The sequence below is a fragment of the Sphingopyxis sp. genome, assembly GCF_036402335.1.
In the GTDB taxonomy this organism is placed as follows: domain Bacteria; phylum Pseudomonadota; class Alphaproteobacteria; order Sphingomonadales; family Sphingomonadaceae; genus Sphingopyxis.
Genome location: NZ_DASWTD010000198.1, coordinates 1 through 15,203, shown reverse-complemented (window position 1 = coordinate 15,203; position 15,203 = coordinate 1). Strand labels below are relative to the sequence as shown.

The following is a 15,203-nucleotide window of genomic DNA, read 5'->3' as shown; positions in this document are numbered from 1 at the left end:
TCGCGTCGCGCGCCAGCGTGCGGTGAACAAGGCGCTCGGTGACCTGCCGGGACAGCGCGTCCACGCCATTGGCGCGCGGAATTCGCCGGGCTCATGGCACCCGGGCGCGGCGCAGGGGGCTTCGCGCGGGACGCGGCCATGAAAACGGGTGGGGCGAGCGGAAGACGGCACGATAGGCTTTCGGAATCGAAGGGTGGAACCCGATCTTTGGGAGGCCTTATAATTTGGCGATGGAGCGCTTATGGTCAACCCCATGAGCAACAAAGGCCCGGTACAGCAAGAGATGGAAAGCCTGCTCGGCGCAGCCTTTCCCGACGCGAATTTCGTCCTCAGCAACGACAGCGCCAGCCATCACGGCCATATGGGCGACGACGGCAGCGGCGAATCGCATTTCAGCCTGACCATCGAATGGGCGGGCTTTGCCGGCCAGAATCGCGTCGCGCGCCAGCGTGCGGTGAACAAGGCGCTCGGTGACCTGCCGGGACAGCGCGTCCACGCCCTCGCGATCAAGGCGACCGCACCGGGCGAAGGGTGATCGGGCATGAGCGAGCATCGCGTCTATGGGTACAGCTTTGCGAGCGTCTATCCGCATTATGTCGCCAAGGCGGAGCGCAAGGGGCGGACGAAGGCCGAGGTCGACGAGATTATCCGCTGGCTGACCGGCTATGACCAGAAAGCACTCGATGCGCAGATCGAAGCGAAGACCGACCTCAAGGGATTTTATGGCGATGCGCCCGCGCTGAACGTCGCGCGCGACCAGATCAAGGGCGTCATCTGCGGTATCCGCGTCGAGGAGATCGCCGAGCCGCTGATGCGCGAGATTCGTTATCTCGACAAGCTGATCGACGAACTTGCCAAGGGAAAAGCGATGGACAAGATCTTGCGGACCCCCGCACCATGACCGCCGCCAAGGTGAACCTCGCCGAAGCCTTCGCGACCTTCCACGATCACTGGAATCCGCGCGTCGCGGGCGACATCAACAATTTCCAGGTCAAGCTGGTGAAGTTCGACGGCCGGTTCGACTGGCACCATCATGAGGTCGAGGATGAACTGTTCCTCGTCGTCGCGGGGCGGATGAAGATGGGGCTCAGAACCGGCGATGTGATCGTCGAGCCCGGCGAATTCATCATCGTCCCGCATGGCACCGAGCACTGCCCAGAGGCGCTGGATGGCGAATGCCATGTGCTGCTGCTCGAACCGGGTTCGACGCTGAACACCGGCAATGTCGAAACCGAAAAGACGAAAAAGACGCTGGAAAGGCTCGACTGATGTTCACCGTCATCACCCCCTCGACCCACGACATTGGCGCGTTCGACGTGCGCCGCACCTTGCCGAACAAGGCACGGACGATGGTCGGCCCGTTCATCTTCGTCGACCAGTTCGGCCCGGCGCATTTCGACATCGGGCAGGGGATGGATGTGCGCCCGCACCCGCATATCAACCTGTCGACGCTGACCTATTTGTTCGAGGGCGCGATCGATCATCGCGACAGCCTCGGCAATTATGCGACGATCCGCCCCGGCGCGTGCAACCTGATGACCGCGGGGCGCGGCATCGTCCATTCGGAGCGCACGCCGCCGGCCGAGCGCGCCAGCGGCTCGCCGATCTCGGGCATGCAGACGTGGCTCGCGCTGCCCGACGGCAAGGAAGAGATCGACCCGGCGTTCGAGCATGTGCCCGCCGACAGGCTGCCGCTCGTCGAGGACGGCAATGTCTCGGCGCGCGTCGTCATGGGTAGCCTGTGGGGCGTGAATGCGCCGACGACGCAGCATAGCGCGACCATCTATGCCGACATCCTGATGAACGCGGGCGCCAGCCTGCCGATCGATGCCGAGGCCGACGAGCGCGCGATCCTTGTGGCGCTGGGCGACGCGAGCCTCGACGGCGAGCGGCTCGAGCGGTCGAGCCTCTATATCCTCCAGCCGGGGCAGGCGATGACGCTGCGCGCCGAGACCGACGCGCGCGTCATGCTGCTCGGCGGCGAGGCGTTCACGACGCCGCGCCACGTCTGGTGGAATTTCGTGAGTTCGTCGCGCGAGCGGATTAACGAGGCGAAGCAGGAGTGGAAGGATCGCAAATTCCCGCTCGTCCCGGGCGACAGCGAGGAGTTCATCCCGATCCCCGAAGTGCCGAAAACGGTGAGCTATCCGTGAGCCTGCTGCTCGCGCTGACGCTCGCCGCGACCCCCGAACCGGTATTCGAGTGCAGCTTTGGTGCCAAGCAGCTGACCGTCACCCAGCAGGGCGACGCGCTCGTCTATCGATACGGCACCAGGGCGAAAGCCGAGCTGCGGATCGTCGCCGATGGCCCAAGCAACCGCGTCTTCTATCACCGCACGCTCTATCCGCGTGCCGAAGACCAGACGCTGCGTTTCGTCAGCGGCGAGTATAATTATGTCGTCTACGCCCATTGGTCGGCGCCGAGCATGGGGATGACCGAGGAAGGCAGCACGGGCGAAAGCTTCTACGGGGGGCTGACGGTGCTCCGCGGCGAGGAAGAGTTGGCGTCGCACCGGTGCCGCAGCGGCGGCGACATGCGTGAATGGCCGATCTTCAAGACGCTGCCGCAGGACGAGGCGAACATGACGCCGCGCGAATAATCGCCCGCCATTTCTTGCAGCTTGCCAGCCGCGCCGATCCCCGCCAGATTGGTTTCGAAAAGAAACCAAAGGAGCGGTATCGATGATCGGCGATTTCGAACAACAGCGTGTCAAGCTTTCGACCGGGGTCGAACTCGACGTCGTCGACATGGGCCCGCGCGACGCGCCGGTGCTCATCTTCCTCCACGGTTTTCCCGAATCGCACCGCACCTGGCGCCACCAGTTGCCGCATTTCGCCGACCGCTTTCGCTGCATTGCGCCCGATCAGCGCGGTTATCGCGGATCGTCGAAGCCGCAGGATGCCGAATCCTACACTCCGGACAAGCTGATCGCCGATATCTTTGCGCTTGCCGATGCGCTGGGTGTTGGCGAGTTCACGATCGTCGGCCACGACTGGGGCGGGGCGATCGCGTGGGGCGTCGCGCTTGGCGGCCAGCCGGGCGGCCTGCACCCTGCCTGGGCGGGCCGAGTCACGCGCGCGGTCATTGCCAATGCGCCGCACCCTGCGATCTTCCAGCGCCTCGTCGCCAATAATCCCGAGCAGCGCGCCGCAAGCCAATATATCCGCACCTTCCGCGACCCGGCGAGCGACAGCATCATCGAGGAGCATGGCATCGCCGGTATCCTCGCGCATGCCTTTGCCGGGCGCGTGCCGAGCGGCGGGCTCCAGCCCGCCGACGAGATCGGGCGGCTGCTCAAGGATTGGGAGGATCGCGACGCCTGCCGCGGGATGATCAACTGGTATCGCGGCTCGACGATCAACGTGCCCGCGATGGATGAGCCCTATGCCGACCCGCCCGCGATGCCCTTCCCGAAACTCGCGATCCCGACCCTCGTCATCTGGGCGCTCGACGATGTCGCGCTGCCGCCGTGCAACCTTGACGGTATGGAGGATCTGGTCCCCGGCGTGACGATCGTCCAGGTTCCCGATTGCGGCCATTTTGTACCGTGGGATGCACCCGATGCTGTTAATGCCGCGATGGACGAGTTTCTTGCCGAAACCTGAGAGCTACCCCCAAACGATCTGCATTGGGGTGGGGAGTTGTCCCTTTTGTGCACCCCGGCGAAAGCCGGGGCCCATGCGGTAGCACGCCAAGTTCGCGTTAGAATTCTGGGCCCCGGCTTTCGCCGGGGTGCACATCCCTATCGGCAGCTTCCGATCGAAAGCCGTCATTTCGGACCTGCAAGCTGCAGCCAAAAAAAGTGGCGGGCGGCCTGTTGCCGCCCGCCTTGGGGGGGGTCTGGGTTGCTGTGCGCAGCGCGCACATATGATCTTGTCCGCAACTGTTTTTCCCCGGCAATCATATACGATCCGGGATTTTGAAGCGGCGATTTAACCATATAATTCGTAAACATAGCAGGCTTTCAGATTCTCCCATACTTGCCATAATCGGGCCATGAATGTGGGTGGACTCAAGGTCGCCTCGATCGTGGACCGGATCGATGGCCCTTCTAGCTGGATAATCGAACGCGATGTCCATGCGCTCTACCTGTATGAGGCGGGAAGCTATCACTGGCTCGAGACTTGGCTCGACGGACGGCGGACATCGCTCGGCGATCCCTTGCCGGGCGAAATGTGGCTGGCGCCCGCCGGTCATCGCTATCACGGCGAGGCGAAGGGCGGCGCCGTCCGCTATGTCGAGGTGGAAATCCCTGCAGCCCGGCTGACGATCGCGCCCGACACCCGTGCACTCGCGGCGCATTACGACCTGACGCTTGCGGCACTTGTCCGGGCGTTGCTTGCCGGCGACGCGGCCGCCGCCGACCCTCTGATCACGATCCTTGGCAAGACGCTCGACGGGATGGCGGGACGGCCCGAATCGCCCGCGATAATCCAGCGCATCAACGACCTGATGGCGTTCATCCAGACCCGGCTCGAAGTGTCGCTGTCGGTCGACGAGATGGCGGCACAGGCCGGAATGTCGGTTAACAGTCTGATCGCCCATTTCGCGCGTGCGACCGGCTACACGCCGGCGCAATATATGCTGCGCCAGCGGCTGCGGCGCGCATGCTGGTTCCTGATGAACCGGCCGCTTTCGGTCGCCGAGATCGCCTTTGCGACCGGCTTTTCCAGCCACGCGCATCTGTGTGCCATTTTCCGGCGCAAGCTCGGTATGTCGCCGGGCGAGTGGCGCCGTCGCCATGCCTCGGCTATCGTCCCGGCACCTTGGGAGGAGGAGTAGCGATATGTCGCACACGGCCGTGATGTTGCTTGCGGGACTCGCGCTCCTGATCGTCCTGCGTCTGGCCCTTCGCGATCCGGCGCGCGCGACGCGCTGGTTCCTGCTGCTATGGCTGATCGTATCGGTCGGTAACCTGCTCGTCGGCGTGCTCCACGCGGGTTACAGCTGGAGCGTGGAGGCCGGGATCGGAGTGATCGTGTTCGGAGTGCCGGCGGCGGTTGCGCTTTTCGCCGCGCGTTTCGGGGCCGACGCGCGCCGCTGAGCGGGCGGCCTTATCGGTTCGCGCGGACTATGGTGTCGAGCCAGCGATCCGCGCTTGCCTGCCCGTCGCGCAGCATGCGCCGGCGATATTCGCTCTTGTTCCGCGACCACGCGGCCTGCCGCTCGGCCAGCGTGACCGGCTTGCTATCCACGCTGCCGCCGCGTTTGCGCTGCTCGGCCGCTTTCTTCGCCTGTTCCTGCTGATGCTTGCGGAGATTGGCCCAGCGCTGCGCGTCGAGCTGGGGCTCCAGCCATTGTGCCAAGGCGGCGTCGGCGAGGCATAGCGATGATCCGGCCAGGGCTGCCAAAAGAAGGTGGCGCTTCATTCCGGTCTCCTTCTGGAAAACCAAAGGGTTGATTTCCGGTCTGCAAAACGCCTTGGATCGGGAAGATGTTCCCCGCATGGCCCTAATTTTCGGGGCGTAGCAGGCAACCGCTGGCGCCCGCGTAACGCGCGCTGCGCGACGCGAGCAACGGGACGCTGCCGGTTACCGTCTTCGTCGCCGGGTCCTCGCTCAGCGACACCATCTCCATTCCGGGTTCGAAATCGCTCTGGCAGCTTTCGAGGCTGCGCCCCTGCACATAGCGGCACGAACAGCCGACGCGCGCGGCATAGGCGGACCCAAGTTCGGCCTGCGCCTTGAACGACGGGAATTTCCAGATCGCGAAGATCGCCAGCAGCACTCCCAGAACCAGCACCCACGGCAGGCAACCGCCCCATCGGCCGGGCTTCTTCGGCTTCTGTACGGGTGGCGGCGCGGGATTCGGGGCTGGCGGCGCGGCGGCCGGTGTCTCGCCCGTTGAAGGACCGGTCGGATTGATGTTATTCACCCGTGCCATGATCACGAAAAAACGGCTGCTGGCAAGTGCCGCCCTCGCGGCGCTCGGTATATGGTCGCTGAGCCAGGCGGCGGGGCAGGGGAGTATGGCGCCCGCATCGCCGGCGCCCAAATTCGGGGCGTCGCTCGACAGCGTCGCGGCGGTCGATACGCCGCAGCCGCTGCCCGCGCTGCCCGCGGCGATCCGTGCACATGCCGATGCCCTGTTCACCGACGCCGACGATGTGGGGCAAACACGCGCGCTCCTCGTGCTGCGCGACGGCGAGCCGATTTACGAACGCTACGCCGCAGGCTTTGGTCCCGAATCGAAGCTGATCAGCTGGTCGATGGCCAAAAGCATTACCGCAGTGCTCGCCGGTTTCCTTGTCGCCGACGGCCAATTGTCGCTCGACGGACCCGCTCCGGTCGAGGCGTGGCAGCGTAGCGGCGACCCGCGCGGCGCGATCACGCTCAAACACCTGCTCCACATGTCGTCGGGGCTCGAGCATGTCGAAAATGGCGATCCGGTATGGCAGGGCGATACCGTCACGATGTTGTTCGGCAGCGCCGCCGGGGACATGGCGGGCTTTGCCGAAGCGAAACCCGCGGCGGCACAGCCCGACGAAATTTTCAATTATAGTTCGGCGACGAGCGTCATCCTGTCCGACATCATCGCCGACACGCTGACTCCGTCGCAGAATCCCGACGCACGCCGCGATGCGATGCGCGATTTCATCGGCGGGCGGTTGATCGAGCCGCTCGGGATGGCCAGCCTGACGCCCGAATATGACGCGCACGGAACGATGATCGGCGGGTCGATCATGCACGCGACCGCGCGCGACTATGCAAAGTTCGGTGAGTTCCTGCGCAACCATGGCGTCGTGAACGGCCAGCGGCTGCTCCCCGAAACCTGGATGAAATTCATGCTGACGCCATCGGCGAACGATGCGGGCTATGGCGGGCACATCTGGCTCAACCGCCGGCGCCCGGCGGGCGCACAGCCGGCGCTATGGCCCGATCGCGGTCCGAACGACCTGTTCGCCTGCATCGGTCACCAAGGGCAATATATCATCGTCTCGCCATCGCAGCGGCTGACGATCGTGCGGCTGGGCGTCACCAAGGACGATCAGTTCCCGGCGCTCCGCCGCCATCTCGCCGATTTGACGGCGGCGCTTTGAGGCGCAGGTCGGATGCTCGTTTTGGGGTGGGGAGCGGGCGTTCGAACAATCCGTCGCCCCCGCGAAGGCGGGGGCCGTTGTCGGCCTTACGCTACTTCTCCAGCGGCCCCCGCCTTCGCGGGGGCGACGTTCTATAGTGGCAGCTCCCGGTCGCAAACCGACAAGCCTCCGCCTTACAAGAGAAAGTCGCCCACCACCGTCGTGACGCAGGTGCCGGTGAGTTCGACCATGTCACCATCGAGGCGGCAGCCGACATGGCCGCCGCGTGCGCTCGCCTGATAGGCGGCGAACTGATCGCGGCCGAGGCGCGTCGTCCAGTAAGGCGTCAGCACGCTATGCGCCGAGCCGGTCACCGGGTCCTCGGGGATGCCGGCGCCGGGGGCGAACGCGCGGCTGACCACGTCGGCGCCCGACGGATCGCCCGTCCCCGGCGCGGTCGCGATGTACAGGATATCGCCATCGCCGAGCGCGGCCAGATCGGGCGTCAGTGCACGAACCTCTTCGGCGCTGCGATAGACGATCAGCGCGTAGCCACCGTCGTGCCATAGCGTCTCGACCACATTGCCGCCCATCGCGCGTACGATGTCGGGCATCGGTTTTGCGCCGGGGCGATAGGCGGGCAGCTTCATGCGATAGCCCTCGTCGTCGTCGCCGTTACGCGCAACCGTCAGGCGGCCGGCCTTGCGCGTGCGGAAATGCATGTCGCTGCGCCACTGCGCCGCCGACAGCAGGACATGCCCGCTCGCGAGCGTCGCATGGCCGCACAGCGCGACCTCGATCGTCGGGGTGAACCAGCGTAGCTCGTAATCGGCCTCGTCGCTTTCGTCGGGGACAAGGAAGGCGGTTTCGGCGAGATTATTCTCGGCCGCGATCGCCTGCAGCGTGGCGTCGTCGAGCCATTCCTCGAGCGGCATTACCGCGGCGGGGTTGCCGGTGAACGGGCGGTCGGCAAAGGCGTCGACCTGCGTGATCGGAAGGCGGCGGGGTGCGCTCATGGAAACAGCAATCCTTTCGTCCAGCCGGTGCCAACGCGCCGGAACAGGGTGCGTTCGTGCAGCCGGTGTGCGCGATCCTGCCAAAACTCGATCGCCGAAGGATTAACGCGCCAGCCCGACCAGCGCGGCGGGCGCGGTACGTCCTGGCCCGCGAAGCGCGCTTCCATTGCCGCAAAACGCGCCTCGAATGTCGCACGATCGTCGAGCGGCCGCGACTGGTCGCTCGCCCATGCCCCGAGCTGGCTGTCGCGGCTGCGCGTCGCGAAATAGGCATCGGCGGTCGCATCGTCGACGGGGGTCACCGCGCCCTCGATGCGGACCTGCCGCCGCAGCGATTTCCAGTGGAAGAGCAGCGCGACATGCGGGTTCGCCGCCAGTTCGCCGCCCTTGCGGCTGTCGAGGTTGGTGTAAAAGACGAACCCGTCGGGGCCATGGCCCTTGAGCAAGACCATGCGCAGCGACGGACGTCCGTCGCTCGTCGTCGTCGCGAGCGCCATCGCATTGGCGTCATTGGGCTCGCTCGCGCGCGCTTCGGCGAACCAGCTATCGAACAGGGAAAAGGGATCGTCGCTCATCCGCGCGGTCATAATGCGCGCCGCCTGCATGGTCGAGCGGCTTATCGGGAACTTGACCGTTTTGCAGGGCATTACCACATCGACGCGCAATCGGGCCTTCACGCCCGGACATTTATCGGGCTACAGGAGCATGATGGCCGATCCCTATTCCACCCTGGGCGTTACGAAGAGTGCGAGCGAAGCGGAAATCAAGTCCGCCTATCGCAAGCTCGCCAAGGAACTGCACCCTGACAAGAACAAGGACAACCCGAAGGCGTCGGAGAAATTCTCCGACGTGACGAAGGCGTATGACATCCTGTCGGACAAGACCAAGCGCGCGCAGTTCGACCGCGGCGAGATCGATGGCGAGGGTAATCCCGCGATGCCGTTCGGCTATGGCGGCGGCGGTTTCCGCGGCGACCAGCGCAGCGGCCCCGGCGGGTTCAGCGGTTTCGGCAACGAGAGCGCCGATTTTGGCGATATTTTCGAAGGGCTGTTCGGTGGTCGCGGTGGCGGCAACAGCGGCCCGTTCGGCGGTTTCGGCGGACGCAGCGGACCACCCCCCAAGGGCGCCAATGTCGCCTATCGCCTGTCGGTGTCCTTCATCGACGCCGCGACGCAGGCGCCGCAGCGCATCGCTCTCGCCGACGGCGCGACGATTGACCTGAAATTGCCCGCCGGCGTCGAAACCGGTACCCAGATGCGCCTCGCCGGCAAGGGGCAGGCGGGCCCGGGCGGCACCGGCGACGGCATCGTGACGATCACCGTCAAGGACCACCCCTTTTACGAACGCGAGGGCGCCAATATCCGCCTCGACCTGCCGGTGACGCTGAATGAGGCGGTCAAGGGCGCGAAGATCAAGGTGCCGACCGTCGATGGTCCGGTGATGCTGTCGATCCCCGCCGGCTCGTCGTCGGGCAAGGTCATGCGCCTCAAGGGCAAGGGCTTCAGCCAGAAGAGCGGCGGCCGCGGCGACCAGCTGGTGCGGCTGATGGTCGACCTGCCCGCCGACGACGAGGCGCTGATCAAGCTGCTCAGCGAATGGACCGATCCGCGCGACGTGCGGGCGGAGCTTGGCGTGTGATCCGTGGCTGAAGCCAGGGACCAGAAGATCGTCGCCGCGCTCGAGCGCGAGGTCGCCGACGAGGTCGGCAAGGAATTCCTGGCCGAAGGCCATTCGCCGCATTCGCCCGAAGCGCGCGCCGAACGCGCCAAGCGCGTCAAGCTGCGCGCGCGCGCCGAGGGGGTGCTCGCCCGCGGCCGGCAGACGCTGGGTCCCGGTACGCGTGCCTTTCATATCGTCCGGCGCGTTGTCGTCGGCACCTATACCGACGGCTTCATTCACGCGGGCAATCTGGCCTATCTCGCGCTGATCGCGCTCTTTCCCTTCTTCATCCTGCTCGCCGCGGCACTGTCGATCTTCGGCGGCAGCGTCGGCGGCGAGGAGGCGATCGAAGCGGTCTTTTCGACCATGCCGCCGACCGTCGCCAAGGCGCTGTCGGGTCCGATCCGCGAAGTCATGACCGCGCGCACCGGCATCTTCCTGTGGCTCGGCGCGCTCGTCGCGCTGTGGACCGTCGGCAGCCTGATCGAAACCGTGCGCGACATCCTCCGCCGTGCCTATGGCACGCATTTTTCCAAGGGTTTCTTCCACTACCGCCTGCTGTCGATCGGCATCATCACCGGCGCGGTCGTGCTGATGCTGCTGTCGTTCAGCATGCAGGTGCTGATCGTCGGCGTAGAACAATTTGTTACGCGCGTGCTGCCCGAGAAATATCAGTCGTTCGGCGTTGTCCTGATTTCGCGCGGGGTGTCGGGGTTCGGCCTGTTTCTGGCCATCTACATGCTGTTCTACAGCCTGACCCCGTCCAAATATCGCCGCCTCAAGAACTGCCCGAAATGGCCCGGCGCGCTGTTCACGACTCTCTGGTGGGTTGGCGTGACACTTGCGCTGCCACCTTTGCTCGCCAGCCTGCTCAGCTATGACGCGACTTACGGCAGCCTTGCGGGCGTCATGATCGCGCTCTTCTTTTTCTACCTCGTCGGATTGGGTATGGTGATGGGCGCCGAACTCAATGCCGCTTTGGTAGAGGTTGAGGATTTGGGCCACGACGCTATTGGGCGCGTCGACGATGTGATTATAAAAAAGACCGGAGACGAAAAATGACGGGTCTGATGACTGGCAAGCGCGGGTTGATCATGGGCCTCGCGAACGACAAGTCGCTCGCATGGGGCATTGCCAAGGCGCTGCACGCGCACGGCGCCGAGCTTGCGATTTCCTATCAGGGCGATGTGATGCTGAAGCGCGTGAAGCCGCTCGCCGACGATCTCGGCTGCGATTTCCTGATCGACTGCGACGTCGCCGATATGGACAATCTCGATGCCGCGTTCGGGGCGCTCGCGGCGCGCTGGCCGACGATCGACTTCGTGGTCCATGCGATCGGCTATACCAACAAGGAAGCGCTGCGCGGCCATTATGCCGACGTGACGCTCGACGACTTCCTGATGACGATGAATATCAGCGTCTACAGCTTCACCGCGGTCGCCAAGCGCGCCGCGGCGATGATGACGCCGTTCGATCCCGAAACGGGCAAGGGCGGCGGGGCGCTGCTTACCCTCAGCTATTACGGCGCCGAAAAGGTGATTCCGCATTACAACGTCATGGGGGTCGCCAAGTCGGCGCTCGAGACGAGCGTCAAATATCTCGCAAACGATTATGGTCCGCAGGGTGTGCGTGTGAATGCGATCTCGGCCGGGCCGATCAAGACGCTGGCGGCGTCGGGCATCGGCGACTTCCGCCTGATCCTGAAATGGAACGAGCACAACGCCCCGCTCCGCCGCAACGTCACGATCGACGACGTCGGCGGCTCGGCGCTCTATCTGCTGAGCGACCTGTCGTCGGGCGTGACGGGCGAAACGCACCACGTCGATGCGGGCTACCACACCGTCGGCATGAAACAGGAAGACGCTCCGGACATTTCGCTTGTCTGAAGATGTCGGCATCCGCGCCGCGACGGCGGCGGATGCCGAGGCGATCGACAGCGTTATTCGCGCCGCCTTCGCCGGAACCGAATTCGGCCATCAGGGCGAAGCCGAACTGGTGCGGATGATCGGTGAGGACGGCGACGCGTTGGTATCGCTCGTTGCCGAACGGCGCGGCGCGGTCGTCGGGCATGTGCTGTTCAGCCGCATGGATGTCGAAGCCGATGGCGCCCCGCTCTCGGGCGCCGGTCTAGGTCCGGTGTCGGTCGTGCCCGAACGGCAAGGGCAGGGCATCGGCGATGCCCTGATCCGCGCCGGCCTGGGCGCGCTTCGCGAACAGGGCACCACGATCGGCTTCGTTCTCGGCCACCAAAGCTATTATCCCCGCTTCGGCTATTCGCCCGAACTCGCGGCGCGCTTCGCCTCACCGTTCGCCGGGCCGCATTTCATGGCGATGATGCTGGACTCGGGCGCGGCTTGGCCGCTAGGCGGACGCGCGGACTATGCACCCGCATTCGGCCGGATGGGATAGGGCAATGAGTTTCAACAGCTTCGGACGCGTTCTTCGCTTCACCACATGGGGGGAAAGCCACGGTCCCGCGCTTGGTGCTGTCGTCGACGGCTGCCCGCCGCGCCTGTCTTTGTCCGAAGCCGACATCCAGCCCTATCTCGACAAGCGCCGCCCCGGCCAGTCGCGCCATACGACGCAGCGGCAGGAACCCGATCAGGTGCGCATCCTGTCGGGGACTTTCGAGGGCAAGACCACGGGCACGCCGATCAGCCTGATGATCGAGAATGTCGACCAGCGCTCGAAGGATTATGGCGAGATCGCGCAGGCGTATCGCCCCGGTCATGCGGATTACGCCTATGACGCCAAATACGGCATCCGCGACTATCGCGGCGGTGGCCGGTCGAGCGCGCGCGAGACCGCGGCGCGCGTCGCCGCGGGCGGCGTCGCGCGGCTCGTGATCCCCGAGGTTCAGATCCATGCATGGGTCGCCGAGATCGGCGGCGATGCGATCGACCCTGCGAACTTCGACCTCGAAGAGATTGATCGCAATCCCTTTTTCTGCCCCGATCCCGCTGCGGCGCAGCGCTGGGAAGGGCTGATGGACGCTGCCCGCAAATCGGGCAGTTCGCTCGGCGCGGTGATCGAATGCGCCGCGAGCGGTGTTCCCGCCGGCTGGGGCGCCCCCATCTATGCGAAGCTCGACAGCGATCTTGCCGCCGCGATGATGGGGATCAATGCGGTGAAGGGCGTCGAGATCGGCGCCGGATTCCACGCGGCGCGGCTGCGCGGTGAGGAAAATGCCGATCCGATGCGACCCGCGACCGACGGCAGCAACCGCCCCGATTTCCTGTCGAACAACGCCGGCGGCATCGCGGGCGGCATTTCGACCGGCCAGCCCGTCGTCGTACGCGTCGCCTTCAAGCCGACGAGTTCGATCCTCACCCCCGTGCCGACGATCAACAAGGCGGGCGAGGCGACCGACATCGTCACCAAGGGCCGCCACGACCCGTGCGTCGGTATCCGCGGCGCGCCGGTGGTCGAGGCGATGATGGCGCTCGTCCTCGCCGACCATAAATTGCTGCACAGGGCACAAAACGGCTGATGCCCTGGTGAATTTCGTCGCCGCATTTATCGCGGAGCAGAAGGCGGTTATCGGCCTGCTCGTGCTCGCGGGGATGTTCGCGGCGTTCGTCTGGGAACGCTTCTCGCCCTCGGTGGTCGCGGTCGCGGGTGCCGGCACGATGCTCGCGCTCGGCTTGCTCGATGAAAAGGGCGCTTTTGGCGTCTTTTCGAACAGCGCGCCGCTCACCGTCGGCGCCATGTTCATTCTGTCGGGCGCGCTGATCCGCACCGGGGTGATCGACAAGGTCGGCAATTATGTCGTCGACCGCGCCAAGCGAAACCCGCGCCTTGCGGTGATCGAGGTCTTCGGCGGCGGCCTGCTCGTGTCGGGTTTCATCAATAGCACGCCGTTCGTCGTGGTGATGATGCCGGTCTGTTTCCGGCTTGCCGAGGCGCTCGGCGTATCGCCCAAGAAACTGTTGATGCCGCTGTCGGTGATCGCGGTGCTCGGCGGCTGCCTGACCCTGATCGGCACCTCGACCAACCTCGTTGTCTCGGGCATCGCCGAACAAGCGGGGCTTGAGCCCTTCGGGCTGTTCAGCATCACCCCTTATGGCCTCGCGGTTGCCGCGGCGGGCGTCGTCGGCCTGCTCATCATGGCGCGCTTCCTGCCATCGGATTACCCGCGCATCGCCGAGAAGGCCGACGGGGCGGAACAGCTCTATCTCACCGAACTCGGTCTCGGCGACGATGATCCCGCGGTCGATATGGCGCTCGACGCCGCCAGCCTCGGGATCGCGCCGGCGCAGATCGTCGGCGTGATCGCGGGAGGACGGCTGATCACAGGGACCGACGCGCACCACCACCGGCTTGCGGCGGGCAACCGGATCGTCGCGCGCCTCGATGGCGCGACTTTGATGACGCTCCGCAGCGAACGGCGCTTCGCGATCGGCATCGGCGACAGTCCCGAACGCGAGTCGACGGTGGTCGAAGTCACTGTGTCGCCGAGCCATCGTTCGATCGACCGGCCGCTCGCCGAAATTCCCTTCCTGCAGCGCCAGCGCGTCCGCATTCTGGGGGTTACGCGCTTTCGCCATCTTCCCGGCCCGACGCTCTCCGAAAACCGTATTCGCGCCGCCGACCGTCTGCTGATCGACGCCGACGAGGCGAATATCGGACAGCTGCGCGACAATCCCAACCTGATCGGGCTGGCGATGGCGTCAGTCACTGCCTTCCGCCGCCGCCGCGCATGGATCGCGATCCTTGTGATGGCGAGTGCCGTCGTGCTCTCGGCGACGGGCATCATGTCGATCGGCATCGCGGCCTTCATCGGCGTCGGCATCGTGCTGCTCACCCGCTGCATCGATGCGTCGGAGGCGTGGGGCAGTATCGACGGCGACGTGCTCATCCTGATCTTCGCGATGCTCGCCGTCGGCGCCGCGCTCGAACAGGCGGGCTCGGTCGCACTGATGGTCGGCGCACTCGAGCCGGTGCTGACCGGCGCGCCGCCTTGGGCGGTGATCGCAATCGTCTATTTCTCGGCCTTGCTGCTCTCCGAACTGCTGAGCAACAATGCGGTCGCGGCACTGATGGGGCCGCTCGTGATCGGGATCGCCGGGGCAACGGGCGTCGCCCCGCAGCCGTTGCTCATCGCGTTGATGCTCGGCGCGTCGGCGTGTTTCGCGACCCCGGTCGGCTACCAGACGAACACGCTCGTCTATGCCGCGGGCGACTATCGCTTCATGGATTTCGTGCGCATCGGTGTCCCGCTCAACATCCTCACGGGCGTTGCAGGCTGCGCCGCGCTTGCCTTCTGGACACCATGACCGTGCGATAGGCCCGGCAGCGATTGCCCGCGGCGCATCACCCTGTTACCTCCGCTCGCATAAGGATCCGCCCAAGGCGGAACAGGGAGTAGATTAATGGGCCACCGCCTGACTTTGTATATTCTGATCGGGATGATCCTGGGGGTCATCACCGGCTATCTGGTGCGGGTATATGTCCCCGCCGACAGCGAAGCTTTCACTTACTGGCTACGCAGCTTCAGCACGCTTTCGACG

General features: G+C 65.3%; 19 protein-coding genes. 15 read left to right on the top strand and 4 right to left on the bottom strand.

Annotated features, from left to right (window positions below):
* Positions 1-253 precede the first annotated feature (253 nt).
* The 8 genes from VGD20_RS06315 to VGD20_RS06280 all read left to right on the top strand — a co-directional run bounded on the left by VGD20_RS06315 (position 254) and on the right by VGD20_RS06280 (position 5,044).
* Complete coding sequence (locus tag VGD20_RS06315) at positions 254-535, top strand: BolA family protein (RefSeq protein ID WP_331133640.1); 282 nt, start codon at positions 254-256, stop codon at positions 533-535.
* 6 nt (positions 536-541) lie between these two features.
* A complete protein-coding gene (locus VGD20_RS06310) occupies positions 542-901 on the top strand; it encodes a DUF2200 domain-containing protein (protein ID WP_331133639.1) in 360 nt (119 codons plus the stop codon).
* Positions 898-1,269 (top strand): cupin domain-containing protein, encoded by a 372-nt coding sequence (locus VGD20_RS06305; protein WP_331133638.1) that lies wholly within the window; start codon positions 898-900, stop codon positions 1,267-1,269. The genes VGD20_RS06310 and VGD20_RS06305 overlap by 4 nt, the downstream gene beginning before the upstream one ends.
* Positions 1,269-2,153: a pirin family protein gene (locus VGD20_RS06300; protein WP_331133637.1), complete on the top strand. Its 885-nt coding sequence runs from the start codon at positions 1,269-1,271 to the stop codon at positions 2,151-2,153. Before VGD20_RS06305 ends, VGD20_RS06300 begins: the two co-directional genes overlap by 1 nt.
* Entirely contained in the window at positions 2,150-2,599 is a 450-nt protein-coding gene (locus tag VGD20_RS06295; protein WP_331133636.1) for a hypothetical protein, read from the top strand. Before VGD20_RS06300 ends, VGD20_RS06295 begins: the two co-directional genes overlap by 4 nt.
* 82 nt (positions 2,600-2,681) lie before the next feature.
* Positions 2,682-3,605: an alpha/beta hydrolase gene (locus VGD20_RS06290; protein ID WP_331133635.1), complete on the top strand. Its 924-nt coding sequence runs from the start codon at positions 2,682-2,684 to the stop codon at positions 3,603-3,605.
* Between the two features lie 391 nt (positions 3,606-3,996).
* Complete coding sequence (locus VGD20_RS06285) at positions 3,997-4,782, top strand: AraC family transcriptional regulator (protein WP_331133634.1); 786 nt, start codon at positions 3,997-3,999, stop codon at positions 4,780-4,782.
* Positions 4,783-4,786: 4 nt separating this feature from the next.
* Positions 4,787-5,044 carry a hypothetical protein gene (locus tag VGD20_RS06280; RefSeq protein ID WP_331133633.1) on the top strand — a complete coding sequence of 86 codons (258 nt, stop codon included), beginning with the start codon at positions 4,787-4,789 and terminating at the stop codon, positions 5,042-5,044.
* 10 nt (positions 5,045-5,054) lie between these two features.
* Here the strand turns inward: VGD20_RS06280 and VGD20_RS06275 are convergent, their stop codons facing one another.
* Both VGD20_RS06275 and VGD20_RS06270 read right to left on the bottom strand, forming a co-directional pair.
* Entirely contained in the window at positions 5,055-5,369 is a 315-nt protein-coding gene (locus VGD20_RS06275) for a hypothetical protein (protein ID WP_331133632.1), read from the bottom strand.
* 82 nt (positions 5,370-5,451) lie between these two features.
* Entirely contained in the window at positions 5,452-5,883 is a 432-nt protein-coding gene (locus VGD20_RS06270; protein WP_331133631.1) for a hypothetical protein, read from the bottom strand.
* On the opposite strand from VGD20_RS06270, the gene VGD20_RS06265 reads away from it, so the two are divergent.
* Complete coding sequence (locus tag VGD20_RS06265) at positions 5,882-7,039, top strand: serine hydrolase (RefSeq protein WP_331133630.1); 1,158 nt, start codon at positions 5,882-5,884, stop codon at positions 7,037-7,039. The genes VGD20_RS06270 and VGD20_RS06265 overlap by 2 nt on opposite strands.
* Positions 7,040-7,212: 173 nt before the next feature.
* On the opposite strand, the gene VGD20_RS06260 is transcribed toward VGD20_RS06265, so the two are convergent.
* A complete protein-coding gene (locus VGD20_RS06260; RefSeq protein ID WP_331133629.1) occupies positions 7,213-8,034 on the bottom strand; it encodes a PhzF family phenazine biosynthesis protein in 822 nt (273 codons plus the stop codon).
* Positions 8,031-8,609: a pyridoxamine 5'-phosphate oxidase gene (gene pdxH / locus VGD20_RS06255; protein WP_331133642.1), complete on the bottom strand. Its 579-nt coding sequence runs from the start codon at positions 8,607-8,609 to the stop codon at positions 8,031-8,033. Before pdxH ends, VGD20_RS06260 begins: the two co-directional genes overlap by 4 nt.
* 133 nt (positions 8,610-8,742) lie before the next feature.
* On the opposite strand from pdxH, the gene VGD20_RS06250 reads away from it, so the two are divergent.
* From VGD20_RS06250 to VGD20_RS06225, 6 genes are read left to right on the top strand one after another with little or no spacing between them, the layout of a single operon-like run.
* Positions 8,743-9,672 (top strand): DnaJ C-terminal domain-containing protein, encoded by a 930-nt coding sequence (locus tag VGD20_RS06250; RefSeq protein WP_331133641.1) that lies wholly within the window; start codon positions 8,743-8,745, stop codon positions 9,670-9,672.
* A gap of 3 nt (positions 9,673-9,675) precedes the next feature.
* The gene (locus tag VGD20_RS06245; RefSeq protein WP_331133628.1) at positions 9,676-10,755 is read left to right on the top strand and encodes a YihY/virulence factor BrkB family protein; all 1,080 of its coding nucleotides are present in this window, start codon (positions 9,676-9,678) and stop codon (positions 10,753-10,755) included.
* Positions 10,752-11,579 (top strand): SDR family oxidoreductase, encoded by an 828-nt coding sequence (locus VGD20_RS06240; protein WP_331133627.1) that lies wholly within the window; start codon positions 10,752-10,754, stop codon positions 11,577-11,579. Before VGD20_RS06245 ends, VGD20_RS06240 begins: the two co-directional genes overlap by 4 nt.
* Positions 11,572-12,102: an N-acetyltransferase gene (locus VGD20_RS06235; RefSeq protein WP_331133626.1), complete on the top strand. Its 531-nt coding sequence runs from the start codon at positions 11,572-11,574 to the stop codon at positions 12,100-12,102. The genes VGD20_RS06240 and VGD20_RS06235 overlap by 8 nt, the downstream gene beginning before the upstream one ends.
* Positions 12,103-12,106: 4 nt before the next feature.
* Positions 12,107-13,183 (top strand): chorismate synthase, encoded by a 1,077-nt coding sequence (gene aroC, locus VGD20_RS06230; RefSeq protein ID WP_331133625.1) that lies wholly within the window; start codon positions 12,107-12,109, stop codon positions 13,181-13,183.
* Positions 13,184-13,190: 7 nt separating this feature from the next.
* Complete coding sequence (locus VGD20_RS06225) at positions 13,191-14,969, top strand: SLC13 family permease (RefSeq protein ID WP_331133624.1); 1,779 nt, start codon at positions 13,191-13,193, stop codon at positions 14,967-14,969.
* Positions 14,970-15,203: the final 234 nt, after the last annotated feature.